The sequence below is a fragment of the Arthrobacter sp. zg-Y916 genome, assembly GCF_020907385.1.
Classification (GTDB): Bacteria; Actinomycetota; Actinomycetes; order Actinomycetales; family Micrococcaceae; genus Arthrobacter_B; species Arthrobacter_B caoxuetaonis.
On the sequence record NZ_JAJJOD010000007.1, the window covers coordinates 65,077 to 90,129 of the forward strand.

18 protein-coding genes are annotated in these 25,053 nt (G+C 63.6%); 4 read left to right on the forward strand and 14 right to left on the reverse strand.

The genetic code is table 11. The features are described from left to right. Nucleotides 1-265: 265 nt before the first annotated feature. Both LOC59_RS12310 and LOC59_RS12315 read right to left on the reverse strand, forming a co-directional pair. Nucleotides 266-865, reverse strand: a complete 600-nt coding sequence (locus tag LOC59_RS12310) for a phosphatase PAP2 family protein (protein ID WP_227916247.1) — start codon at nt 863-865, stop codon at nt 266-268. A gap of 150 nt (nt 866-1,015) precedes the next feature. Then, nucleotides 1,016-1,951 (reverse strand): AraC family transcriptional regulator, encoded by a 936-nt coding sequence (locus LOC59_RS12315; protein WP_229972251.1) that lies wholly within the window; start codon nt 1,949-1,951, stop codon nt 1,016-1,018. 134 nt (nt 1,952-2,085) lie between these two features. Here LOC59_RS12315 and LOC59_RS12320 point away from each other — a divergent pair, with 134 nt between their 5' ends. Both LOC59_RS12320 and LOC59_RS12325 read left to right on the forward strand, forming a co-directional pair. Beyond that, nucleotides 2,086-2,970, forward strand: coding sequence for an NmrA family transcriptional regulator (locus LOC59_RS12320; RefSeq protein WP_229972253.1), 885 nt, complete (start codon nt 2,086-2,088; stop codon nt 2,968-2,970). Further along, complete coding sequence (locus LOC59_RS12325) at nt 2,967-3,458, forward strand: anthrone oxygenase family protein (RefSeq protein WP_229972255.1); 492 nt, start codon at nt 2,967-2,969, stop codon at nt 3,456-3,458. The genes LOC59_RS12320 and LOC59_RS12325 overlap by 4 nt, the downstream gene beginning before the upstream one ends. A gap of 105 nt (nt 3,459-3,563) precedes the next feature. Here LOC59_RS12325 and LOC59_RS12330 read toward each other — a convergent pair whose 3' ends face one another. The 11 genes from LOC59_RS12330 to LOC59_RS12380 form a co-directional block, all read right to left on the reverse strand. Then, nucleotides 3,564-5,675, reverse strand: a complete 2,112-nt coding sequence (locus tag LOC59_RS12330) for an FAD-dependent oxidoreductase (protein WP_229972257.1) — start codon at nt 5,673-5,675, stop codon at nt 3,564-3,566. A 103-nt stretch (nt 5,676-5,778) separates the two neighbouring features. Continuing rightward, the gene (locus tag LOC59_RS12335) at nt 5,779-6,843 is read right to left on the reverse strand and encodes a hypothetical protein (protein WP_229972258.1); all 1,065 of its coding nucleotides are present in this window, start codon (nt 6,841-6,843) and stop codon (nt 5,779-5,781) included. Nucleotides 6,844-7,017: 174 nt separating this feature from the next. Continuing rightward, on the reverse strand, nt 7,018-7,458 hold the full coding sequence (locus LOC59_RS12340; protein WP_229972442.1) for a DinB family protein: 441 nt from the start codon (nt 7,456-7,458) through the stop codon (nt 7,018-7,020). Nucleotides 7,459-7,674: 216 nt separating this feature from the next. Continuing rightward, nucleotides 7,675-8,106, reverse strand: a complete 432-nt coding sequence (locus tag LOC59_RS12345; protein ID WP_229972260.1) for an excalibur calcium-binding domain-containing protein — start codon at nt 8,104-8,106, stop codon at nt 7,675-7,677. 527 nt (nt 8,107-8,633) lie between these two features. Continuing rightward, nucleotides 8,634-9,941: an McrC family protein gene (locus LOC59_RS12350; RefSeq protein ID WP_229972262.1), complete on the reverse strand. Its 1,308-nt coding sequence runs from the start codon at nt 9,939-9,941 to the stop codon at nt 8,634-8,636. Further along, nucleotides 9,938-12,847 (reverse strand): McrB family protein, encoded by a 2,910-nt coding sequence (locus LOC59_RS16785; protein WP_229972264.1) that lies wholly within the window; start codon nt 12,845-12,847, stop codon nt 9,938-9,940. The genes LOC59_RS12350 and LOC59_RS16785 overlap by 4 nt, the downstream gene beginning before the upstream one ends. A gap of 113 nt (nt 12,848-12,960) precedes the next feature. Next, on the reverse strand, nt 12,961-14,169 hold the full coding sequence (locus LOC59_RS12360; RefSeq protein ID WP_229972266.1) for an alpha-hydroxy acid oxidase: 1,209 nt from the start codon (nt 14,167-14,169) through the stop codon (nt 12,961-12,963). A gap of 22 nt (nt 14,170-14,191) precedes the next feature. Beyond that, nucleotides 14,192-15,184 carry an ABC transporter substrate-binding protein gene (locus LOC59_RS12365; RefSeq protein WP_229972269.1) on the reverse strand — a complete coding sequence of 331 codons (993 nt, stop codon included), beginning with the start codon at nt 15,182-15,184 and terminating at the stop codon, nt 14,192-14,194. A 51-nt stretch (nt 15,185-15,235) separates the two neighbouring features. Continuing rightward, nucleotides 15,236-15,949 carry a GntR family transcriptional regulator gene (locus tag LOC59_RS12370; protein ID WP_229972270.1) on the reverse strand — a complete coding sequence of 238 codons (714 nt, stop codon included), beginning with the start codon at nt 15,947-15,949 and terminating at the stop codon, nt 15,236-15,238. A gap of 139 nt (nt 15,950-16,088) precedes the next feature. After that, complete coding sequence (locus LOC59_RS12375; RefSeq protein ID WP_229972272.1) at nt 16,089-16,598, reverse strand: FAD-dependent oxidoreductase; 510 nt, start codon at nt 16,596-16,598, stop codon at nt 16,089-16,091. Between the two features lie 101 nt (nt 16,599-16,699). Then, the gene (locus LOC59_RS12380) at nt 16,700-17,095 is read right to left on the reverse strand and encodes an excalibur calcium-binding domain-containing protein (RefSeq protein ID WP_229972274.1); all 396 of its coding nucleotides are present in this window, start codon (nt 17,093-17,095) and stop codon (nt 16,700-16,702) included. Nucleotides 17,096-17,129: 34 nt separating this feature from the next. Here LOC59_RS12380 and LOC59_RS12385 point away from each other — a divergent pair, with 34 nt between their 5' ends. After that, nucleotides 17,130-17,510, forward strand: a complete 381-nt coding sequence (locus LOC59_RS12385; protein WP_229972276.1) for a hypothetical protein — start codon at nt 17,130-17,132, stop codon at nt 17,508-17,510. Nucleotides 17,511-18,322: 812 nt separating this feature from the next. Further along, entirely contained in the window at nt 18,323-21,559 is a 3,237-nt protein-coding gene (locus LOC59_RS16790) for a hypothetical protein (RefSeq protein ID WP_229972278.1), read from the forward strand. Nucleotides 21,560-21,889: 330 nt separating this feature from the next. Here LOC59_RS16790 and LOC59_RS12395 read toward each other — a convergent pair whose 3' ends face one another. Beyond that, nucleotides 21,890-25,027, reverse strand: a complete 3,138-nt coding sequence (locus tag LOC59_RS12395; RefSeq protein WP_331460454.1) for a DUF3427 domain-containing protein — start codon at nt 25,025-25,027, stop codon at nt 21,890-21,892. Nucleotides 25,028-25,053: the final 26 nt, after the last annotated feature.

Below are 25,053 nucleotides of genomic sequence, written 5' to 3' on the forward strand. Positions count from 1 at the left end.
CCCGCGTAACGTGCGTGCGGGTGATGCACGGCGGGCGCTCCGGCCCGTTTCCAGGCCCTGCCTTCCCCCAGCAGAAGCGGTCCCGCCGCTGACCCGCCGTCCGCAGGTTCCGGCGTCGGGTGCACGTCGGACGGTAAGAGGCGGCCGTCGGGTGGTCAACCGAGATTTGCGGCGCAAGGGGTCCCGGGGAACGGATTGGCCGGAAACAGCAAAGCACCGCCCTGGACAGAGGTACCGTACCCGTACCAGGGCAGACGGACCCGGATCAGGGCAGCAGCAGCGCGGCTGCGAACGCCGCACACCCGGCCAGGTGTCCGGCCATCACCTGGGTAGGAGTGTGGTCCCCGAGCTTCACCCGGGACCATCCGGTGACGGAAGCCAGCATCAGTGCCAGGGCCGGTCCAAAAACGGGGACGGGTGCCAGCAGCGCCAGGCCGATGTACGCTGCCACGGCGGAATGGACCGACAGCTTCCACACCAGGTTCGCTGCCATGCACAGCACCAGCCCAATGAACACGCCGCCGATTTCGCCAAACAGCACGGCCGGGGCGTCCAGCAGGATCAGCACCAGCGCACCAATCCCCAAAGACAGTGCCGTCGCCGCCAGGATTGGAGCCCGCTGGGAGCGCACGCCGATGTGGTGGTCGGTAACCGAACCCCGCCGTTTCAGCCACAGGATCCCGGCGAACGGCAGGCCCACGGTAAAGCCGGCCGCCACTATGCCCTGCAGCCAGGTCACGCCGGGGCTGAGCAGTGGCTGGAGCAGCAGGAGCATCCCCACCAGGACGGCCGGGGCCGAAACCTCCGTGACGATGCGCGCGAGCTGGGAGGACCGGGCCGCGGGGGCCAGCAGGGTTTTTGGCATCCGTCGATTCTACGGCTGACGGCGCTAGGACCAGTGCACCGGCACGGCAAGCCGGCGCTGTTCCGGGTGTGCCAGCCCGGGTAGCAGTTTTTCGCAGCCAGCGTCGGGGCGGTAGGAACTGCCGCAGCCGCTGCGACGGTGATTCGGGTTTTACGCTCCGGGCAGCGAAGGGGCCTCACGTCCCCGCCGCAGCCGCCAGTCCCGGGGGCTCTGCCCGTGCTCCTGCTTGAACGCGGTGGAAAAGGAAGCCGGGCTCCCGTAGCCGGCCTGCTCAGCAATCGCTGCGATGGTCCGGGTTCCCGCCAGCAGCCTGTCAGCGGCCCAGGCCAGGCGCAGGCGCCGCAGGTAGGCTCCAGGGCTCAAACCCGTCCGCTCCCTGAACCGCTGCGAGAAGGCTGCCCGGGACATCGACTCCATACGGGCCATGGCGTCGACCGACAGCGGGGACTGCGGGTTGTTGTGCAGACGGTCCAGGACCCGGTCGATCGGCGGATCGGTACGGTGGGAAGTTCCGTTTCCGGCAGCGCGAACCGTCGCTACAAGCAGCACATCCAGCAGCCGGTCCAGGACCACGGCCTGTCCCGGAGCATCCGTGGCGGCCTGGTCGGCCAGCAGGTCCGCGAACGCCTGGGTGACCGGATCGGTGCGCTCGACCATCACCTCGGGCAACAGCTGGGCCGAGAGACGGCCGACTTCCAGCGGATTCGCATAGGTCCCGACCAGGATCCGGTCTTCACCCCTCAGCGTGGTTCCCCAGGAGCGGATGCCGCGGTTCATGGACTCGACCAACCGGTTACCGCGCACGTCCACGCAGGTCTGGTCGGGCGGAATGATGAAGTCCGGCGGCCGGCCAGGCTCCGACGCCACGGAGAATGGTCCGGGACCGCGGACGACGACGACGTTCCCCTTCTGCGCTGTGGCCTCGCCGGACGCTGTGCTCACCACGCAGTCCCCCGCAAGGACCGCCATCACGGTGAGCATTGATTCGTCGGCGACCTCGATCGCCCAGTCCCCGTCCAGTTCCAGGCGCAGCACAAATGCACCCCGGGCGCGCGGACCTTCAACGAGCGATTCCAAGGTAACCATGTGGGTGTCTCCCGAGGATGGGATGAGGACTGCCGGGCTGTGCTTTCTTAAGTCTGTGCCTGCTGGACGAATTCGAAACATCTGCGGTGGATTCATTATGGAGCACCCAGCCAATCACCGCTGAGATGAAAGACATGGACACAAAAACCAGCATTCTTATTACCGGAGCCACAGGCCGTACCGGCCGCCGGCTCGTATCTGCACTCTCCGGCGTCGACGGGCTTTCCGTGCGGGCAGCTTCCCGGCAGGGCGGTCCTCCCTTCGCCTGGGAAGCGCCGGACACCTGGCCGGCCCAGCTCTCCGGTGCTGATGCAGCCTTCATTTGCTACGCCCCGGACGTTGCCGACCCCGGTGCACCGGAGATCCTCAGCGAGTTCGCCGCGGCCGCCCGCCACCACGGACTCAGCCGGTTGATCCTTCTCTCCGGGCGCGGCGGAACAGCCGCCCACCCCAGTGAGGAAGCGGTGCTGCGGAACTTCCCTGCCTCCGTCGTCGTCCGCTCTGCGTGGTTCCAGCAGGACTTCTCCGAGCACTTCCTGCACCCGCAGGTGCTCGAGGGCCAGCTGCGGGTACCCGTGAACGGAGTTTCCGAACCGTTTGTGGACCTCGAAGACTCGGCCGAGGCGCTGGCGCACCTCCTCACCGAAGCGGATGCCTATCGGGAGGTGGCCTCGGGAATCCTCGAGTTCACCGGGCCGGATTCGGTGACGTTTGCCGACGTCGCCGCAGCCCTTTCTGCTGCCCTCGGCAGAACAGTCGAACACGTCCCGACGACCCCGGAGGATTTCATTGCCGGAGCCGGGGATGCCGGGATGAGCCGCGAGGAAGCGGAGGGGATCGTCTGGCTGTTCGCGGAGGCGATGGACGGCTCCGCCAGCCACTCGACCGGTGACTTGGAGCGCCTGCTGGGCAGGCCTGCCCGGCCGATTCAGGCGTACATTGCCCGGACGGCGGCCCAGGGCCTCTGGGATGAAAAGCTCCCGCAGCCGCAGGGCGAGTCAGCGGCGGGTGTGTCATGACCCATGCGGTCGACTTCGCCGAAATGCCCACTGTGCTCGAGCCCGCCGCACTATTGAGTGCCCTGGCGGGCACGGGTGCCCTGGTCACAGGGGGCATCTATGCGGCGTTCCCTGTGATGGTCCTTCCCGCGCTGGACCGGCTGGAACGCTTAGGTTCGGGCCGGGCAGCGGAGTTAATGCGCGGCATCAACAACACCGCAGAGCGCCCGCCGTTCCTGCTGTTGTTCTTCGGATCAGCTCTGGCAGCAACGGGGACCGCTGTACTGGCCGGACAGCTGCAGCGTCCCACCCAGGCTTGGATTGGCGCCGGGCTCAGTCTGGCAGCCTTCGCTCTCACCGCTGCAGTGAATGTCCCGCTGAACCGCAAGCTGGCTGCTGGAACTATGGACTCACCGTGGTCCACGTACCGCCGCCAGTGGGGCGCCGCGAATTCAGCACGTGCGCTGGCCAGTGTTGTGGGTGGGGTTCTCCTGCTCACGGCACGGTAGCGATGCCGCTCAAGTACTGCGGACTCTCTCCGTGCCCGCCGTGGGGCATCCAAGCTGCCCGCCGCCGGTCGGACGGCGGCGGGCAGCTGGATCCGTGGTTGCGGCTTAGAGCTCCGTGGTCACCTTCCACGACGAGTGGATCGCGCCGTGGATGTAGTTGACCGCACCGGCGTCACCAACGACGTCGCAGGGAATGCCCGCCTCCCGCAGCTCGTCCGCGAGCGGGGCTGCCGACGTCGTGCCGTCCGCGTAGACCACCATGGCGGCGGGTGCGGAGAAGGACTCCTCCCCCACCGTCCATTCCACGGACTTCTCGGTGATGCGGGTGATCACGGCGTTGCGGTGGATCTGCACGCCGTGCTTCTTGGCATCGCTGACCGCGGTCCAGCGGCGCGGCATGGCCAGCGGCAGGCCCAGCTGCTGCTTTTCGTGCAGCAGGGTGACGCGGCGTCCGCGTTCGGCGAGGAATTCGGCCAGTTCCAGGCCCACCAGGGAGCCGCCGATCACCACAACGTCCTTGCCCATCGGCAGCCAGAACTTGGTGAACTGACGGACGAACTCGGGGCTCTTGGTCACGCCGGAGAGGCGGCCGAGCTTGCCCAGGGTACTCAGCACGGCGCCGGCCTCCTCCGCGGTGGCGGTGCCGAGCATCATGGCGCGCAGGGTGTCGCCGGTCTGCACGATCGGCAGGTCGCCGCCCGGGAAGTCGGGCTTGGGCCGGACGGCGCCGGTGGCCACGATGACGTGGTCCGGGTTCAGGGCGCGGATGGTTTCGATGGTGGCCGGGGTGTTCAGTTTGACGGCGATGCGCAGCCGCTTGATCTCGGCCTTGAACCAGCGCAGCAGGCGTTCGTTGTCCGGCGTCGTCATGGTGGAGAACCACATGGTGCCGCCCAGGCGGTCGGACTTGTCGATCACGGTGACGCGGTGGCCGCGTTCGGTGAGCACGCGGGCGCTTTCCAGGCCTGCCGGGCCGGCGCCGACGACGAGCACGTGCTTGGCCTGCGAGGCGGGCTTGAGCGGGAGCACGGCTTCGTTGCCCAGGGCCGGGTTGACGGCGCAGAACGGGGTGTCGTCGAAGAAGTTCTCCGCGACGCAGAGGTAGCAGTTGATGCAGGGGCGCACCTGGTCGAACTTGCCGTCGCGGAGTTTGTTCGGCAGTTCGGGGTCAGCCAGCAGCTGGCGTCCCATGGCGGCAAAGTCGATCTGGCCTGCGGCAATGGCCTTCTCTGAAATGTCCGGGAGCATACGGCCGACGGCGATGACAGGAACGTTCACGTTCTTCTTGACCGCGGCGGCGTTTTCCAGATAGGCGCCCACCTTGTTGGGCAGCGGGCCGTCGGTGAAGTTGTCGAACGGGTTCCGGCCCCAGCCGGTGACGTGGATGGCATCAGCGCCGGCTTCTTCGAACAGCTTGGAGGCCTCGGTGGCTTCGGGAAGGGTGAGGCCGCCTTCCTGTCCGTATTCTTCGCCGGCGACGCGGACCAGGATGGCCAGTTTGTCGCCGACTCGTGCCTTGACGGCGGAGATGACTTCGCAGGCCAGGCGGGCGCGGTTGGCGAGGGAGCCGCCGTATTCGTCGGTGCGCTTGTTGTCCCGCTGGTTCAGGAAGACGCCCAGGATGTAGCCGTGGGCTGCGTGGATTTCGATCGCGTCGGCGCCGGCCTTCGCGATGCGTTCAGCGGCGTCGGCCCAGGTCTGAATGAGCCAGTCGATGTCCTCCTGGGTCATCTCCTTGTAGGAGGTCTGCTTGCCGGCGGTAGCGGCGCCCATCTTGCCGAGTTCTTCCCGGGTGCTGTCGGCCAGGGCGGACATGTCGTAGCTGTAGTCCGGCTGGTTCGGAGCGAGGACCGCGCGGTCATTGGCGACGTCCACGCGGGCTACCTTGCCGTGGTGCGTGGACTGGATGCAGAGCTTGCTGCCTGCGGCGTGGATCGCGTCGGCGAGGGCCTTCAGTCCGGGGATGTACTTGTCATCCGAGAGACCGGGCTCCTTCATGGACGCTGCGCCGTGCGGGAACGCGATGGCGCAGGCACCGGTGATGATCAGGCCTGCGCCGCCCTTGGCGCGGGCCACGTAGTGGTCGATCTCGGTCTGCTCAATTTCGCCGTGCTCGGACACGTTCATGTCCATGGCAGGCAGGACGATGCGGTTGGGGGTTTCCATCGGGCCGATGCGGCCCGGTGCCATCAGGTGCGGGAAGGTCTTGGTGCTCATAGTTCGAATTTTAGTCGCGTTGTTTACGCCGTATACGCCAGGAGCGAGGTGGTGGGGTGTGTTCTGGGTGACAGCCTGGCTGGTCAGACGCAGGAGCGGCTAGTCAGCGGCGGAGGATGTCGACGGCGCGGAGACCGCGCCGCAGCGCGTCGACGTCCAGCGCGGCTAGGGAAACGTTCGGCTTACGGGACTTGAATGCGGTGGCCCGCAGGTTTCTGCCCAGACCCTCGAACCCAGGGATGACTTCGACCTCGTCCAGAAAACGGCTGCGGGCAGCAGGTGGTTGTGCATCCGCGTCGGGCATTTGGGACATCCGGATGAAGTTGAATTCGATGGCAGTGCCCAGGACCGAGTAGTGGAACAGGGACACGGTCCCGAGCTGGTTGCCGGCTGAATCCCTGACAGCGGCACCGCCGGTTGGGAGCCCTGAAAGTGAGCCGACGAATTCGAGCTCCATCGCCTCGAGTTCGTCGGCAAAGACGGAGAAGTTCGGAACAGTTTCTGGTTCGTTGGTTTCCAGCCAGATGCGGTAGGTCTCAAGATCCCATATGGTCCGCCGGTCCCTGGCGTCCGCAGCTTTGGCTTCGGCCAGTTCCTGTCCGTAGGTCCGGGGTACCAAGATTTCGATTTCGCCTTGGACCAGCCGTACATACTCGACCGCGATGATGGTGGTCTCCGGTCCGGACATGGCGTTCAGGTATTCGATCATCCGCTTGAGGCGGTCGTTGATGGCGTCTACCGCCAGCACTATGCGGAACTGCCCATTCTGCAGATTCCGGGCGAGGTCATCCCTAGCCTTTTCGTCCCCGGCTGCGAACAGGTCGTCACCAGTCGCCGTGCGCCACTTTGCCTCGAAGTCATCGATGTCCAGCTTCCAGAGCCGCGCCGCATAGTCGAACATCTGGCCGACGATTTCCCGGCGAACCTGAGGGTTGGCGGCAAGTTTGCATTCGACCAGTGTCAGGTCGCCACTGGCATCCACGACAACGACGTCGGCCGGTCCGACGCCGGATTGGAACTCACGGCAGGCAGCGGCTCCGCCGCGAACCCCGGGAATGAGCTCCGGATGGGCTGCCAGGATTTCCTGGAGTTCTGCTTCCAATGCGTAGCCAGCTGCGGCCGGTTCACGCCAACAACCGTCCATCTGGCGAATAAGGATCTGTTCCATGGCTGCGCACCTGACCTGGTTGCTGCCGGTTTGAGGTTCTGCTTGAGGTACCGGTTTTTGCTGCCGGTTTGAAGCGGCAGCAAGAGTGTAGATTGGTCGATTTCCGTCAGTTTGGCTTGGGCAGGAAGGCAGTTCAAGGGTTAACGGAAATGGATGAGGCCTGGGCTTCGCCCGCTAACCGGAACGCGCTGCCACAATCAGCTCTCGCAGGATGTCCGCGTGTCCGCAGTGCTGAGCAAGTTCTCGAAGCACGTGCTGCTGGACCCAGCGCAGCGGCAGCGGTCCCCGACGGTTGCCCGGGAGCAGAGTGTCGCCGTCGAGACCTGCGACCGCTTGCCGGGAGAGTTCGACTGCCCGGGCATAGTCAGCCAGGACCGACTCGACAGTGTCCTTTTCGTCCAGTTTGAAGGACTCATCCGGGGTGGCCGGGATACCGAGATCCGCCCGGCGCGTTCCGGTCACCGCTTCACCGAACCACACGTGTTCGACGAAAGCAGCATGCTTGACCAGCCCCAGCAGCGTGGTCTTCGACGGGACCAGCCGCTTCCGCGCTTCTTCTCCGGTGAGCCCGTCAAGACTCGCCGCCAGCATGCTGCGGTGCTGGTCGATAAACATGCCGATCTGCACATCTAACGGTGCATGGTGGATGCTGGTGCTGTCGGCGTCGTGCACGTGGTCCTCCGATGGCTGTGGGCGCTGCCGGCTGGGTTCCGGCCCGCCCGCAGCCTACCAACTCCTGCTCCAATTCCGGTGTTTGCCACCAGCCAATCTGTGCGGCCAAGTGAGCTTCACTAGCTCGGTGATTTCTGAGCCTTTCCTACGTCTCTCAGATCATTCGCAGCCCACGCCGTCCCCGTCGGCGTCCAGTTCTTCATGCCAGCCGGGTTCCCCGCGATGAATGGGATCGGCACCAGCTGCCCGCACTGCGTCACAGTTCTCGAAGCTGTCGGCCGGAGCTGGTTGCTGTGCCTGTTCTTCCGCCAGTCGCTGGGCTTCTGCAGCGGCTTCCTCTGCCTCTCGCTGCGCAGCTTCCGCAGCAGCTTGCTCTTCTGCCAGGCGTTGCGCTTCCTGCGCTGCAGCCTCTTCGGCTTGGCGCTGGGCTTCCTCGGCTTGGCGCTGGGCCTCCTCGGCTGCAGCCTCTTCGGCTTGGCGCTGGGCTTCCTCGGCTTGACGTTGAGCTTCCTCGGCCGCGGCCTCCTCTGCCTGGCGCTGGGCTCTTTCCTCCGCCTGCTTCCGTGCTTCGGTCACCTTTTCGGATGCCACTTTGGGCAGCCAAACAAGAGTTCCATCGTCTTTCAGAGTGCAAACGTACTCGGCGTCGCCCTGCGTCTTTCGCTCCATTTCCACATCGCACGCCTTGTTGGTCAACGATTCCTCGGTTGGAGTCTGTGAGGCAGAAGAGCTCTGTGTAGGGGACTCATCGGGAGCATCCTGCTCCGAGGGCACAGCGCTGCAGGCAGCTAGGAAACTGCAGACGAGGGCAAGGACCGTGCTAGTGGACCACGGGCTCCTCTTGCCTGCAGTTGACGGATCGGGGTTGGAGGAATCTGTTCGTTGCACCTTTGATCACCTCATTGAAAACGGGCGGGGCGCCCTGCCCTGCAGCGAGCAGGCTGACCCCTTCATCGGCTGCCAGGTTCTTTAGATCACGACCTGTGGCTCGATAATCGGCAATCCGCGGATAAATCACGTCCGTAGCAAACGGAAGATCCACTGAGTAAAGATTCTCCACCGCTTACCCTGTCAGAGTAGGACAGATCGGTGGGTCAAAGAAGACATCTACAAGCGGCTCACGGAGGACCAAGCTGGCGGTTCCGGGGCAGTTCACCTGTGTTCCGCGCCGCCTGAGTTGTCGGTGACTTTGCCACGCCGACCGTCGATACGGATGGTGTAGACCCATAAGCAGCCACGGCAAGCTCAGCCAGCTGCTGCACCCGCTCCAACACCTCGTGCGGATGCAGCGAAAGATCCAGCGGGTACTCCTCCACCGTGACGCAGGTGTTGACGATGCGCCTGGAACGCCGTTGGCCAGCCCCGGCATACACCAGCCAGGCTCTCGGGGCATCCAAGACGGTGCAGTAGGCAAGCATTTGGTAGTGGTCGGCATTCGCGTACTTTTCACCGGCTGACGCAGTCTTGTACTTGGCGTCAAAAACAACCGGGGACCGGTTTGGCGCCTGAAAGACCACATCCATGAACATTCGGATCCGGTTCGGCCCCGCATCTTCGTCGGGATGGTCAAGGTCCGCCCGGTGCTGCCGTGAGATACGGCCACCCTCAATCCCCAGTTTGGACACTGCCTCTGCCAAAGCGACCTCAAGGAAATCCTCGAAGACTTTAGCCATGTTTACGGCGAATGCCGCGGTCCGCACCCTGCCGTCCGCCGTTTCGGCGGCGGAGTGCGTGAGGATGATTTCTGCCAGTCTCAGGGCCGGGACATAGCGTTCATTCAGGCGACTCGTGCGCCATGTCGGCAGCGGTGCACCGAGGCGGAGGTCCCGGACGCCGTCGAGCCTCCGGTCCAAATGTGCCAACCGGCGCCGTACACGTGGCTCCACCCGGTTGAGGCCCAGGAGCAGCCGCAGCGCAGCCCGCAGGATCTGGTTCTCGGCGATGTTCACGGTGTGGTCGTCATAGCTCACCTCCAGTGGAAGCAGTATGCCCGGCCGCCGCGAGATCTGGTCCGTGAGCCGGATGCGTCCCCGAACGGTTCGCAGGGCCTCCTCGACGCTCACGTAACCGTGCAGGACTCCGTTAGCCAGGGCCCTCTCGCATAACCGAGCCAGCGATTCGGCCAAAGCCGACCACAGATCAAGCGCTGAGGAGGCCGCGACGTCGTCCGGCTGGAAACCGGGATTCCGGGCGTATCCCAGCAGGAACAGCAGCTGGCTGACCCCCACCTTGTCTTTCGGACGGACCTCCAGAAGCACATCCTGGATTTCGACGGCGCCAACAAGCCCAGCGGGAATGAGCTGCCAGAAGCCGGAGCCCCGGGGCTCCACCCGAATGAGCCCCGAAGCAGCCAAACCGGCAGCGACGTCGTCCGGAAGTTCCTCCGTGGAACCCTGGTCAAGTTCGCCTATGCAGATGTGCCTCACAGTGCGGCCGCTGCTGTCCCGTCGGCCTTCCGCTCAATCGCTGCCAGACCGAACCGCTCGTGAATCTCTGGGCGGCTCAACCGCCCGTAGTAGTGCTCTTCGAGCAGGGGAAGCAGCTCGTATTTCCACAACTGCTTCAGGCCCGCATCTGTCCCCGTATGTTCCTTCATAAAGTAGGACGGACCAATCATCAGGTCGCGGTCTTCCATGGCTATCTCGGCGTTCAGCGCATTGAGGAGCTGAGCCGGGCGGTTGTCCAGTCCGCGGGCTTCCAGGAAACGTTCCAGCAGGCCGCTGGTCATCCCTTCCTGGGGATGCAGTTCCACAAAGGCGAACCGCCGCCGGATGGCTGCATCCACCATGGCGATGGAGCGGTCGGCAGTGTTCATCGTGCCGATGATGAACAGGTTGGGCGGCAGATCGAATTTCTCGTCGGAGTTGTACTGGAGGTTGATTCTCTGGTCGCGGTATTCGAGGAGGAAGTAGAGCTCGCCGAAGACTTTTGCGAGGTTTCCGCGGTTCATTTCGTCGATGATCAGGAAGTACGGCTTGTTCCGGTGTGCTGCCGCCTCAGCCGCGATGCGCCGGAGCGGACCCGGTGTCAGCGCGAACGATACCTGACCGTCCGTTCCCTTGACCGGGCGGTAGCCCTCGAAGAAGTCCTCGTAGGCATAGGACGGATGGAACTGCACTGTGGTCACATGGTCTGCGTGCTCGTCCCCTGCGAGATAACGGGCTATCTTGCCGGCGAGGAAGGTCTTGCCGGTTCCGGGAGGGCCATAGAAAACGATCTGGTTCCGTGACTGCAGCAGGTCGATGAGTTCCTGCAGATCATCTCGCGGCATAAGCAGCTTTTCGGCCAGTTCATCACTGGCTGCGCGCAGCACAGGCATCCCCTGAGGAGTCATTTCCACGGGGCTCTCCTCGTTTGCAGCTTCGGTGACGGATTCGACGTCGTCGTCCTCCAGGACAGTGCGGATGGCCGACAGTACCCCCGTCAGGTCCACAACAGTTCCCTGCTCTTCCAACAGACTCAGGACGGGAGCAGGCAGCGTGTCTCTGGGAATTCCGCTTCCCTGCCAGGCGACGTCTCGGACCACGCTGGTCATCAGCTCGTCCCCTCGGCGCTCCGGCATGCCAGTGATGACGCCGAGGTGGACCAGTTCTCCTCGGAGGGTCAGCACCAGGTCTTCGGGCTTCATCAGATTCAAGAACATCTGATACGAGCGGGCGCGCAGGCGCCGCTCCGAGTAGTCAAGGTGCTCATACCCGCGGTCAACAGCCGTCTGGAGTTCTTCTAGAGTGGCGATTCCCTCAGCGGTGTCCAGATACTCGGCGTCCAGCGAGACGAACCCTTCGGAAACCCATTGGCCGGCCAGCGCGGTCCGCCCCTGGGCCTGTTTCACCAGCCAGGCACGCGGCGCAGGTTCAGCTTCCGGGTTCCACTGGCTGAGGTATGGCTCCGCATACCAGTTGGGTCGGTGCCCAGTTCGGCGCTCCTGCGCTGCGAGGATCAAGTGGAGGTCGCTGGCGACCTCGAACTCTGTGTCTCCGGAAGCTCCTTCGATTTCGTTCTCGAAAGCTTTGCGGATCCGTTTCCGGTGCCCCCAGTTCACCACCGGTACAAAGAACCCCGGCCAGGCCATGTACTCCAGGGAATACCGGATGGAGGGCAGGTTCCCGGGCACCGCTTCGGCCACGTCATGGAAGCCTTCCGGGGACTCCAGGGCCGCCTTCGCGTTATCGGAGTTGCGGTGGATGCTTATGACGAGGTCGCAGAGCCAGCAAAGGTGACGCCAGAGCTGCACATTGAATCCGGTGCCGCCGTTGAAGGCACCGCCTGCTCGAAGCCCGCTCTCGATAACACCAGGGATCTCTGGGGAAGTGTCCAGCCAGGACAACACGGTCTGGATTCGGGCCAGTTTGGTCTCCGGGCGGAGGTTGCTCAACGGGAGGCACTGCAACGTCAGGAGTTCAGCCGTCAGCAGGATGACTCCGCGGGAGGCGCCTGCAAGCTGCCTTTCCAATTTCCCCATAAAGGTTCCGGAACCGGCGTCGAAATCCTGAAAAACTCGGCGGTGCAACTCGAGAGCGTTCTCTTCGTTCCAAGCGCTGACGTTCTCGTCGAAGGGAGAAGAAGCTCCCACCAAGCCGCGATTGAGGATGGTTTCCGCTGCCTGTTCCAGTTCTGGGTTGGGGCCTGAACGGTAGTCAACGTCCTCGACTGCCTCGAGGTTGCGCCAGGCGAGAAACTCCCGTTTTTGGGCCGGGGTCCAGTCCGCCGGTGGCGAATAGTTGGTGACGAGCCAGACGAGCCCTTGGGCATCCAGACGGTCAGAGAGGCTCAGCCCGCATTGCGGGGCAGCTCCTATGAGTGCGTCCAAGGCACCGAGGAAGACCTCGTACCTCTCCGCAGCCGGCGCTGAGTTTGTGGGTACGTTTTCGCTGCCTGCGAGCTTTAGGAAACGTGAGGCTGGGTTTGCCCGGTACGGAGGAAAAGTGGCCGGGTCGACGGACATCAGCAGGACTGTTCCAAGCGCAAGGAGGTTACCTGGTGCTAGGTCTTTGGACAGGTCCCGGATTTCCTCGACGAAGGACGTAAGCGAGTCAGGTGACGGATAGGTGACCCAGAGCTTTTCAATTGCCGATTTCAGTTCCGCTGGCCGGTTCCGGCTAAGGGATTTGAGGTTTCCAAGGGACCGCCAGTTCAACAAGTTTGTGCTGGCAAGGTCATTCAGGAGCTGGTCCAGCCACCCCGGCTCACCCCTCGCGGCCAGCTGCCGGGTAGCCGACAGCCGACTGGCCAGCTCAAGCTTGTATGGACGTTCTGCGGGGATCCAATCGATGGCTGCAGCAAGTTCAGCTGCCCATTTCAGAAATTCATCGATTCGTGGATATGTGGCCACCAGAAACTCCTATCCGGGAAGGCGTTTCTAGATTATTTGCCGCCCCCGCCGCGTATACAGGTATACCCGACGCAGGGTTGTGACTCTAATCTCGGATTTCGATGCTGCAAAATTCAGGCGCCCCGCAGATGCTCCGGCCCCAGCTCCGCCACGCTCGTGACCCCGATCAGCTGCATCACCAGAGTCATTTCCGTCCGCAGAATCTCCAGCGCCCGGTCCACGCCCTGACGCCCGCCGGCCATCAGCCCATACAGGTACGCCCGGCCGATCAGGGTGAAGTCGGCACCCGCGGCAAGCGCCGCCACGATGTCACCGCCGGACATGATTCCGGAGTCCAGGATCAGCTGCGCCTCAGACCCGACGGCGGCGCGGATCTCCGGCAGGACCTTCAGCGGAACCGGCGCGCGGTCCAGCTGCCGGCCGCCGTGGTTGGAAACCACCAGGGCGTCCGCGCCACGCGCCAGGACGTCGACGGCGTCGGACGCCGACTGGATGCCCTTCACGATCAGCTTCCCGGACCAGTTCTCCCGCAGCCAGGCCAGGTCATCCAGGTTCAGCGACGGATCGAACATCGTATTGACCTGCTCCGCCACCGACGTCCGCTCCCCCTCAAAGTTCGCGAAGCCCAGCGGTTTGGTGGTCAGGAAGTTGAACCACCATTCCGGCCGGTAGGAGGCATCGAGGATGGTCTTCGCTGTGAGCGTCGGCGGCAGGGTCATGCCGTTGCGGGTGTCGCGGTGCCGGGCCCCGGAGACCGGGGTGTCCACGGTGACGATCAGCGCGCCGAACCCGGCAGCCTCCGCGCGGCGGATCAGGTCCAGTGACCGGGGACGGTCCTTCCAGAGGTAAAGCTGGAACCAGCGGTCGGCGTCGGGCGCTTCCCGAGCGACCTCCTCGATGGACACCGTGCCCATCGTGGAGAGCGAGAACGGAATCCCGAACGACGCCGCTGCCTGCGCTCCGGCGACCTCACCTTCGGCGTGCATGAGCCGGGTGAGCCCGGTGGGCGCGATGCCCACCGGCAGCGTCGCTTCGGCATCGGCGATCTTGGTGCGAAGGTCCACGGCAGAGACATCGCGCAGCACACGCGGGTTGAACTCGACGGCGTCGAACGCGTCCCGGTTCCGGCGAAGCGAGTGTTCGGCGAAGGAGCCGCCGCCCACATACTCGAACGCCGCGGTCGGGACCCGCCGTTTGGCGATGTCCCGCAGGTCCGCGATGGTGTTGGCCCTGGCCAGGCGTGCGCGCCGCCGGTCGGGGTCGAAGGCCTTGAACTGGACGAGTTCGCGGAGCTCGGAGTACTGGGGAATTCGGCGCTTCATGGCTGCTTTCGAAAGGGTGCGGTTAGTCAATGACGGTGTCAGCGGCGTCGAGCATTTCCTGCGGGATGGTCACGCCCATCCGCGCGGCAGCTGACTTGTTGAGGACCAGCAGCGATTCGGTCTGCTTTTCCACCGGCATGTTCGATGGGTCTTCGCCTTCGAGGATCTTGATGGCCATCAGCGCCGTCTGGTAGCCGAGCTGTTCGTAGTCCAGCCCGTAGGTGGCGACGCCACCGGCCTCCACGGAGGCACTGTCGCCGACGACGAGGGGGATCTGCTTGGTTTCGGCGGCCTCGACCACGCTGTCGATGGCGGCGACCACGTGTGAGTCCGTCGGTACGTAGAGCGCGTCCACGTCCAGGGACTGGGCGGCCTGCTGGACCTCGGAGGTCGCGGAGATGGCGGCTTCCTTCAGCTCCATCCCGAGCTCTTCGGCGGCTTCGCGGGCCAGGTCGACCTGCACGCGGGAGTTCACTTCACCGGAGGAATAGACGACGCCGATGGTCTTGGCGTCGGGCGCCAGTTCCTTGATCAGGGCGATCTGGTCTTCCACCGGGCCGAGGTTGCTGGTGCCGGTGATGTTGGCGCCGGGTGCGTCCCAGGCTTCGACAATTCCGGCTTCCACCGGTTCAGTGACGGCGGAGAAGACGACCGGGATGTTGCCGACGGCCTGAGCCACGCTCTGGGCTGCCGGGGTGGCGATCGCGAAGACCAGGTCAAGGTCCGACGACGCGAAGCCGGCGGCGATCTGGGTGGCGGTGGCCTGGTCGCCCTGTGCGTTCTGGTAGTCGTACTCCACGCCCTCACCTTCGGGGTATCCGTTTTCGCTCATGCCCTTGATGAAACCTTCCCTAGTGTCGTCGAGGGCCTGGATGTCCATGAGCTGGGAGATGCCGATCTTAACCGGCTCCCCTCCCCCGCCGTCGCCGGTTCCGGCGTCGGATCCGCAGGAGGTGAGGAAGAGTCCGGTGGTAATCAGGGCGGCGGTACCGAGGGTGCTAAGTGAACGCTTCATTGCGTTGCCTTTCGGGTTGTCGGCGTGCTGGCTGGGGTAGGAGGTACGGGGTTAGAGCGGTCCTGCGTTGTAGAAGGTGCGGATCATGGCGGCGTTGGCTTCAAGCAGATGGTCGTGCATGAGCTGCTGGGCGGCTTCGGCGTTGCCGGTGGCGACGGCGTCGAAGATCGCTTCGTGGGCGGTGCGTTCCTCTGTGGAGGAGAAGTGGTCGTGTGCCATGGGCATCAAGTGGTAGAAGCGCATGACCTCGTCGGTGAGGCTGCGGTCCATGGCCGCGGCACGGGTGTTGCGGGAGGCATGGGCACAGGTGACGTGGAAGTCGCGGGCTGCGGAGAGCCGTTCTTCTAGGGAATTTCCGTCGCGGAACTGGTCTTCAATCCGTGCGCGGAGTTCGGTGACGAGTTCGGCGGTCACGTTGCGGGCTGCTGCGGCAACCAGCGGGGGCTCAAGGATGAGCCGCAGGTCCATGACTTCGCGGACGTCGTGGAAGCTGAGGCTGCGCACCATGTAGCCCTTGCGCGGCAGCACACTGACGAGGCCTTCGACGGTGAGCATCTGCAGCGCTTCGCGGACCGGTGTCTTGGAGACACCGTATTCACGGGCAAGGTCCGGTTCGGTGAAGATCTGTCCCGGGCGCAGTTCGGCCCGGATGATCTGCCGGCGGATCATGCCGCGGATCCGTTCGGGCTGGGACTGAGTGGCGGCGTTTTTGTCGGCCAGCGTACTGCCCGAGGGCAGCGGGTGGACGTTCTCGGCGGGTGTCATGATGTGACCTGCATGAGAAAGATGCTACAGATATATCTCAGAGATACAAGGGTTCCTCCGGGATGCATAGGTCTGTGACCAGACACGAAAATGCCGGGCCACCCCTTCTCAGTGACGGCCCGGCAGTAAAGCGGAAGCCCTAGAGCTGCGTGGTCACCTTCCACGAGGAGTGGATGGCGCCGTGGATATAGTTGACCGCACCGGCGTCACCGACGACGTCGCAGGGGATGCCCGCATCCCGCAGCTCGTCAGCGAGCGGGGCTGCCGACGTCGTACCGTCCGCGTAGACCACCATGGCGGCGGGTGCGGAGAAGGACTCCTCCCCCACCGTCCATTCCACGGACTTCTCGGTGATGCGGGTGATCACGGCGTTGCGGTGGATCTGCACGCCGTGCTTCTTGGCGTCGCTGACAGCGGTCCAGCGGCGCGGCATGGCCAGCGGCAGGCCCAGCTGCTGCTTTTCGTGCAGCAGGGTGACGCGGCGTCCACGTTCGGCGAGGAATTCGGCCAGTTCCAGGCCCACCAGGGAGCCGCCGATCACCACCACGTCCTTGCCCATCGGCAGCCAGAACTTGGTGAACTGCCGGACGAACTCGGGGCCCTTGGTCACACCGGAGAGCCGGCCCATCTTGCCGAGGGTGCTGAGCACGGCTCCGGCTTCCTCGGCTGTGGCCGCCGTTGGCTGCGGCGCGGACGAAGGGAAAGGGTCCAGCGCGAACCGCGCCGGACCCTTTCCCTCTGTCGGGGGCTCTACTTCTCGCAGCCGATACCGTCACCGTCACGGTCAAGGTGAGTCCCGTAGCCGGGGCCGCCAACATAAACCGGGGCTCCTCCGGCGTTACGGGCCTCCGTGCAGTTCTTGTAGTAAACGGGCGGGGCTGGAGCGACAGGTGCTACCGGGGCAGGTGCTACGGGAGCCGGAGCAACATACTGCTGGCGGGCCTGTTCATCGGCCAAGCGCTGTGCCTCTGCAGCTGCTGCAGCATCGGCAGCGGCCTGCTCATCGGCAAGTCGCTGAGCTTCAGCGGCAGTGGCTTCGTCCGCGATCCGCTTCGCTTCGGCCTCAGCGGCGATCCGGTCGGCTTCAGCTTTTTCTTCCGTTGCCTCGCGATCGGCAAGCAGCTTCTTGGACTTCTCGCTGGCCATCCAGACAAGCTTCTTGTTGTCGTCTTCCGTGCAAGTGAATGCGGCACCGGCTGCTGAAGCCGTCGTCGAGCTTTTCGGCGTCGAGCTGGCGGACGGAGAAGGCCTGGCCGAGGTGGTTGTCGGTGAGGGACTTGGCGACGAATTCGTGACCGTTATAACTTTGCCCGCGACTGGGCAAGATGCTCCAGCCACGACTGTTGCCTTACGGCTGGCGCTCGGAGATGCAGACGTCGTCTGCGACGGAGTCGGTGTCGCCACGGCAGCAGACTCAGCCTTCGACTCCACTGGAGGTGCAGTGAAACTGAATACCACCAATCCCAGCACTGTGAGCACACCGGCAGCTGCCATCGCGCCCGTTGCAGTCTTACGCGTTCCGAGCCGTGCCCATGTCCACCTCCGGAAGACCAGCGCGTAGGCCGCAGTCAGCAATCCCAACAGCCCCATCAGGAATAGCCACATGCCGAACCCGCCGTCGCCTGCAGCGATAAACAGAACCAGAATAAGGCCTGAAATGACAGCTACAACCCACGTTGAGCGGATCGGCTTTTGCGGTTTTTTGGCATGGCTATCTTGCTGGAATGTTGACACGGGTCCCCCACGGATAAAGCTGACTCAGATGGATGCGATTGCACCAAACCGACACGCTACCAGCCCGTGCCTGGAAACCCGTCAACTGACGCTGCGTCTAAGACAGTGAGTCGATGCTAAAGCCGCACGGTCCGAAAGACGGCGGACTGAAAGTGCCCGATCCGCGCCGAGAACACCGACCAATCCGCCGTCGGCCCTGCAGAAAACACGGCTGCCGGAGCACCCGACAGATGCTCTACCCTGTCCAAGGTTGCAGGGCAGGTACCGTCAAATGACGTTTTCGCCCGGAGGTCTCCATGAACTGGCTGGAGCCCCTCAAATTGACAGAGGTATCAAATAGGTGCCCGACTTTTCCAAGTATCAGAGGACCGCGAGGCATGCGTTGAATCCTGACAGGCAGGGCGGAGTGACGCAGGTAAACAATCCCTGGATCCCTCCCGTCGTCGACAAGATGTAATCGCAGCATGAGCCTCAGGGCCTGACCCAACCCGGGATTGCTGAGTTCAGCTGCCGTTCCCGAGACGGCGCCAGCGTTCCTGTGCGGAAGCACTGCCGTTGACGCTGTAAACACGGCTAAAACTCTCTCTAACGGCGGAAGGACCGTCCATAAGAGTCGGATCTGCCATATAGAGTCAATTCGTGAGCCTTACGTCACTTCTTCGTGATCCGCAGTCACCGGTGCGTGCCTACTTGGATGGCATTTCTCCGTTCTTGGAAGCTTTGAGCGGGCGAAGCGACCGGTCTCGGGCTGCGGCGAAGGCCTTGGGCCTGTCGGAACTGGCAGGAAGCAGGACTTTAGTTTCTCCCTTCCCAGGAACGGATTTGGGCCTAGCCGGAACGGCCTTCGACTTTCGAGCCCGCATACAGCTCGGAGGGTTTGACCCCCGCCGTTCCGCGGCAGCCGCCGGTATTGCCCAACTGGCCAACTATGTTCCCTTCATGGAGAACGGTCCCCACCGCGCCAAGATCCTAACTGAAGCGTTTGGCGTGGCCGAGGCACTATTGCGCGAACCATTCAGCGACTCGGATCTCGACCGAGCGTCCATTCTGCTTGCCTACTGCGAACAGGTCGCTCGGGTGGGTCCAAATGCAGTGAATGGTTCAGTCGGCGTTTCCTGCGATGCGGTTGTCGACGGAGCATCTTTCGCAGATCAGCTTAATCCGCATTCTTTGGCCGATATCAGATCGTTGATGTTCTCAAATGCTGATCAGTTTGAAACGTGGCACGAGCAGATCGCAACCGGAGACCGTTACGAACCTAACCCAGGGTTCGCCGGTTCCGGGCTCGTCGGCGGGGCCGATGCTGATTGGGTGATCGGTGACACCCTGATCGACTGCAAGGTATACGGTACGTTGACCGTACCCAAGCTTCGAGACTTCGTGCGTCAGCTGCTTGGGTACGTAATGCTCGATCTCGATGACAGCCTGGGTATCCGCCAGGTCGGTATCTGGCTCCCGCGCCAGAAGCTGACTCCCAGCTGGAGCCTCGAGCGTCTTCTGGGCGGCGACCCGGAGGAACTGCTGCCATCGCTTAGACAAGCTTTCATCAAGGCAACAGGAAAGACTCAGCTTGCGCCTCATACGCCGACTCCGACACGGCGCAAGCACCAGCTGCTTGCGGAGAATCGGCACACCCCGTACGAGATGTTGGCTGAGCTGGCGCTAAGTGACGATGTCGGCATCCGTCGGCGCGCTGGACGAAACGCGGTGACGCCCGAGGCAACCGTTCGAAAGCTCGCAGAAGATACTCGTTGGCAGGTTCGCGAGGGTGTCGCGAGGAATGAAGCAGCACCCCACGATGTGCTCGAGGTCCTCGCGCGCGACCGAAGCAGCGCGGTTCGACGAGCCGTTGCAGCCAATCCTGGCGCTCCGCTCCCGCTGCTGAAGGTCCTGGCAGCCGACACCACCCCTGACGTGCAATGGACCGCCCGCACCAACGACCGCGATGGGAACGCAGTAGCGGGCAGTGCGTTGTCACCGGTCAAGCAGTCTGCTGCGGGATACCGGGGTGGGATCCAGATCCGCCAGAACCGTGACGAATCGGCGCTCGCTTCGACGTGGTTCTCCGATTTCCTGCAAATGGCGTGGGGCTACCCTCATCTGCCGATTCCGCGCGCGAGCGAGCTCTGGGGTCGGCAGGCAGGCCGGCCGCTGGCAGTTGAGGACTGGACGGGAACGGGTCTACCAGAAGAGGTCCTTGCCGATCTAATCCGGGAAGACCGCCCAGATTGGGTTCGCAGGATGATTGCACGAAGGATGCCGATCTCCGATCCGGCCGTGCGGGACGGCTTGTTGCGCGACGCCGATCCCGAGATTCGCTGGCTCGCGCTCAAGCGCACTCTCCCCATGCTCGACGAGTCCCTCAGCGCATTGCTCGCCGACCTCGCAGCAACTAAGGAAGCGCGGTTACGATTCCGCACCGAGGGCATGGGCCCCCGAGGGCAATGGGGGTGCACCGCCGCCGAATACCAGCAGGAGACCCTGTGCCTCATTGCCTGCCACCCAGCGACTCCCTACACCACGCTTCTAGCGCTGATGGCGAACCCGTCGAAGGAGGTGCTTGCCCAGCTGATCGAGAACCCGTCTCTGGGAACCGACGATCGCGTCACTCTCATCCGTTCACTGCAGACCAGCAAGTCCGCCACAGCTCGTGAGCTGCTTGCTTCCTCGGACTCCGTGCCGCAGACGGTTTTGATCGAGCTGGCAACGGATAAAGACGCCGGGGTGCGTGCTGCCGTCGCCAAGCATCCCACCGCACCATTTGCCGCCCTGTCTCGCTTGGCCGAGGACCACCATCGCACGGTGCGACTGTCGGTCCTTCAAAACCCGGCCACTCCCGGGGATCTGGCTGGTTCCGTTGCGGAGGCCATGCTTCGGATCGATGTCGACGAGGATCTGTATCAGGTGCTTGACCTGACGGAGAGACGGGCGGACCTTAAGATGTCTCCGCGGGTGATCGAGGCAGCCCTCGACCGCCTCTCGAAGAGTCGAGTGCGCTGTCCCGACATGCGTGAGATCGTCGCGGACGACAAGCGAACCGGAGAAAAGACTCTGTCGCGCCTTGCTCGAAGCGCGGACGTAAGTGTTCGTCGGTCGGTCGCCGCCAACTCCCGTACATCGGTCATCGTGTTGGAGCAGCTCGCCGGCGATCCCGAACCAATCGTGCGGGCGGAGGTAGCCGGTAACCCGCTGTCTCCAGCGAGTGTCCTCGAAGCTCTCTCCCAGGACGAGGAGGCACACGTCCGATCCCGAACGGCCAGAAACCCAAATCTCTCACGAAGCATGCTTGAAATCCTGCTTCTAGATGCCGAGGACAGTGTTCGAGCCGCAGTTCTTCAGAACCCTGCCACGCCGCCGGACTTCGTGCTTGAAGCCGAATTGGCACTCTCTGCTCGACACACGCGTCCCGACCGTGCAGCCTTGGCGGAAATGGTCGCTCACAAGCGTGCCGAGGTGCGAATGGAAGTGGCCTTCAGCCCGGTCGCCGACGCGGACCTGCTCGCGCTGCTTGGCGGAGAACGACGAAGCGCCCAGGTGCGGCGTGCCGTCGCTGCGAACCCGAACACTCCCGCCGCAGTACTGGGCTCACTCTCAGACGACAAAGACGACCAAGTTCGCCAGGCCGTTGCCTTCAACGGTGCAACGCCGGAAACTCTTCTCGCAGAACTCGCCGGGCGCAGCATCGACCTCGCTATCCTCGTTGCCATGAATCCCGACGTCCCCAATGCAGTCCTTGATGCTCTTTCGCAAGATAACAATCCACTCATTCGATTTGTCGCCGCCGCTCGTCGACAAGAACGCACTATTTCCGGCAACTCAATCACACAGAGAGCACCCGACAGTGTGCACGACGACGCAAACGCGCGAACGGCCTGAAACACCACCAGCCCGCACGAATGCCGGGGTGTGGATAGGACACGTCGGCAAACGCCGATATCAGCGCATATGCCCCAAGGATTCTGGTGCATTGGAATGCTAAAGTTCCATCGTCTACCGTTTACCGGGGGACGCCCATGGATTGCACCGTCACCCGCTCGGTCTCGGGAAACGACTCAGTGAGCTGTCCCATGCGCGCCCCCCAGCTGAATGCCCCGGTTTTCGCCGGGACCCATCTCGCCGTAGTTTTGCCATGGAGCGGTCAGATGGTGGCGTCTCTCGGGCCACGACCTAGCCGGCGCTGCCTCCTCTGGCCTATGAGGACAGTATCTACTGCGCCACAGCACTAGCCTCCACATAAACATCGGCAGGCATCGCCCGCTGCAGCTTCCACACAATGCCCACCGGTTTCGACCCGGCATGCGACATGTAGTCCATCTGCCCAAGACAGGTGTACGGCATCGTCATCCCGTTCTCATCCCGCTGCCGAGGCCGGGTGAAGAGCAGAACCTTCGACCCCAGAGCTTTGTGGTTGATGTACCGCCTGCCAGTCATACTCTCCGGTGACGTCGCGTTCTGCGACTCCCAGTGAAACACTTCCGGACTCATCGCGTAGTCCTTGTACATGATGGACGCCGCTCGTTCCTTTTCATCTTTCTCCAGCGTCACGAAGAACGCATCGGTCTTCGTCTCCGCACACCAGGCGACACCTTCGCGGTGGCTGGTCTTGCCGCCCACCGCGAAGTATCCCAGCGCGGCCAGGACTTCCTCCCGCCGGTACGTGGCGTGCGAGTACAGCGGAATCTGCTGCAGCCCCAGACCAAGCCCTTTGGGCGCATACCCGGAACGCTGAACGCCCAGGGCGGCCAGCTGCCGGATCTCCGCACAGACCAACGGATAGCTGCGCAGGAACTGGAGTCCGGAGTCGTACGATGTGTGCCCTCCCCCGTTCGGCCACAGCGCAAAGAAGAGCATCCGGGCCAGGATCTGCTCCCTGTCGCTCAGCTCCGCATAACGGGGCGCATCCTCCGAGACCAATTTGGCGTAGGTCTCCGCCCGTTCCGGATCATCGATGCAGAGCATCGCCGTCATCCGGCGGAGCAGATCCTCTTCGAGCTCCGACGTCTCGTTCAGCTGGGAGGCCAGTACGACGGCGGGCGCTTGGCTGAGATCCACCAGGCCGGCTTCACGGATGAGCGATGTCCAGGAATCCCCGGTTTTGCGGTACACGTCGGGCAGGTCCCGCCCAGATTCCCGGAGATAGTCCTCCAGCAGGTACTCCCCGTAGGACCGGACCTCCGCCACCAGCTGCTTTCGGTTGACGCGAAGTTGTTCCCGGATGTTATTCAGCACGGTCTGCTGCGCCACCCGGTCCAGGATGATCTGCGAGCCGGACGGCAGGTAGGGGAACCCGTCCTCCACAGCCTTCTCCAGTGCCTTGCGCCGGAGACCGGTGAGAGCCTTCAGCTTGGCATCGAACCGGAACTCCCGGCGCTGCTGGCCGATGTAGTCCAGCACGGTGAGGACTGACTTGTCCTTGGCCCGGCGCAGACCGCGTCCCAGCTGCTGGATAAAGACAGTTGCGCTCTGCGTGGGCCGCAGCAGCAGAATCGTGTCGATCTCCGGCAGGTCGAGCCCTTCGTTGAAGAGGTCGACGGCGAAGAGACAGTTCAGCTCCCGGTCCCGCAGTTTGCGCAGGGCTGCGGTCCGATCAGCCTCGGGTGTCTCACCGGAAACCGCCCGCGATGCGATGCCGGCACGGTTGAAGACCTCGGCCATGTAATGGGCATGCTGCACTGAAACGCAGAACCCGAGCGCGCGCATGTCGCTGGTGCTCGTCACCTTGTCCCGAAGTTCAGCAATGACCTTAGCGGCACGGGCATCATTGCCGGTGTAGAGGGCGTCCAGCTGGGTGATGTCATAGTTCCCGCGTTTCCACTCCACCTGGCTGAGGTCGACAGCGTCCGCCACTCCGAAGTAGTGGAACGGGACGAGGAGGTCGGCGTCGAGGGCGTCCCACAGCCGCAGCTCGCCGGCGATACGTCCGCCGAAGAACTGATCGGCCACGTTGATCCCGTCGCCGCGTTCGGGCGTGGCAGTCAGGCCAAGGAGTTCCTGCGGCTGAAGGCGGTCCAGCAGCCGGCGGTAAGTGGGGGCTTCGGCGTGGTGGAATTCATCGATGACGACGACGTCGAATTGCTGCGGATCGAGCTTTTCCAGTCCCAGTGCGGAGAGTGATTGCACACTGGCGAAGACTTGCTTCCACTGTGAGGGTTTGTGATCGCCAACGTAAAGTTCTCCGTACGACCCGCGCTGCATGACGTCCCGGTAGGTGCGCAGCGATTGTTTGAGGATCTCCTGGCGGTGGGCAACAAACAGCAGCGACAGTTCGTGTCCCGCCACCTCGCAGAGCCGCTTGTAGTCCAGTGCGGCGATGACGGTCTTGCCGGTCCCTGTGGCGGCGACCAGCAGGTTTCGGTGCTGGTCGTCGACGGTGCGGGCCGCGTCGAGGTTCTCCAGCATTTCCTGCTGATGAAGGTACGGCTGGATTTCCAGTCCCGTGGTGCTGTCCGGGCGTGAAGTCTGGCGGCCGCCGTTGCGGGCCAGGGCTGCGTCGAGGCGGTCGCCGTCGGCTGCTGGATCGTAGGGCTGGAACGCCGGCTGCTCCCAGTAACTGTCGAAGGTGATCTCAAATTTGCGAAGCAGGTCCGGCGTGCCGACGGAGGAGAGCTTCACGTTCCATTCGAGGCCGTCCAGCATTGCGGGGGCACTCAGGTTTGAGCTGCCGACGTAGGCAGTGTCGAATCCGGTGTTCCGCCGGAACAGCCAGGCTTTGGCGTGGAGCCTGGTTGCGTGGGTCTCGTAGTTGATCCGGACTTCCGCGTCGTACTTGAGGACCAGTTCATCGATCGCTCGCCGTTCAGTGGCGCCCATGTAGGTGCTGGTGATGACTCGAATGGGAATGCCTCGGTCGCGGGCATCTTCGAGGGCTGGTTCAAGGAGCCGCAGTCCCGTCCAACGAATGAACGCACACAGCAGGTCGACGCTGTTGGCGGAGCCCATTTCCGCACGCAGCTCTGCTGCAAGGTTGGGGTCGTCCTTGCCGTTGGTCAGCAAGGCCGGTTTGCGCAGCGGTGTGGAAGGGCGGCGGAGTTGACGGCGCTTCAGGGACTTCGGCGGGAAGAGGGAAAGGAGCTGGGTGGGGCCGGGTTCTACAAGGTCTGCGGAAATGCCCGCGAGAATCGTGTTGGCAATTGCCACCCGGTCTTGCGGGTTGGCCTTTGCCAGCACTTCCCGGGCGTGGCCTGCTATGTGTGCCGCCAGTAGTTCCGGTGACTCATCGTCGGAAACTTGGCCGAATGATGCGCGGAGTCCCGGGACCATGCCTAGAAGGTCTTGCAGCTCCCGCGTGTGCAGTACCTCATAAAGACCGTGGTCCAGGTCTTGGTTTCCCCCAGGAATATTCACCTCTTTAGGCTACCTTCGGAATGCCA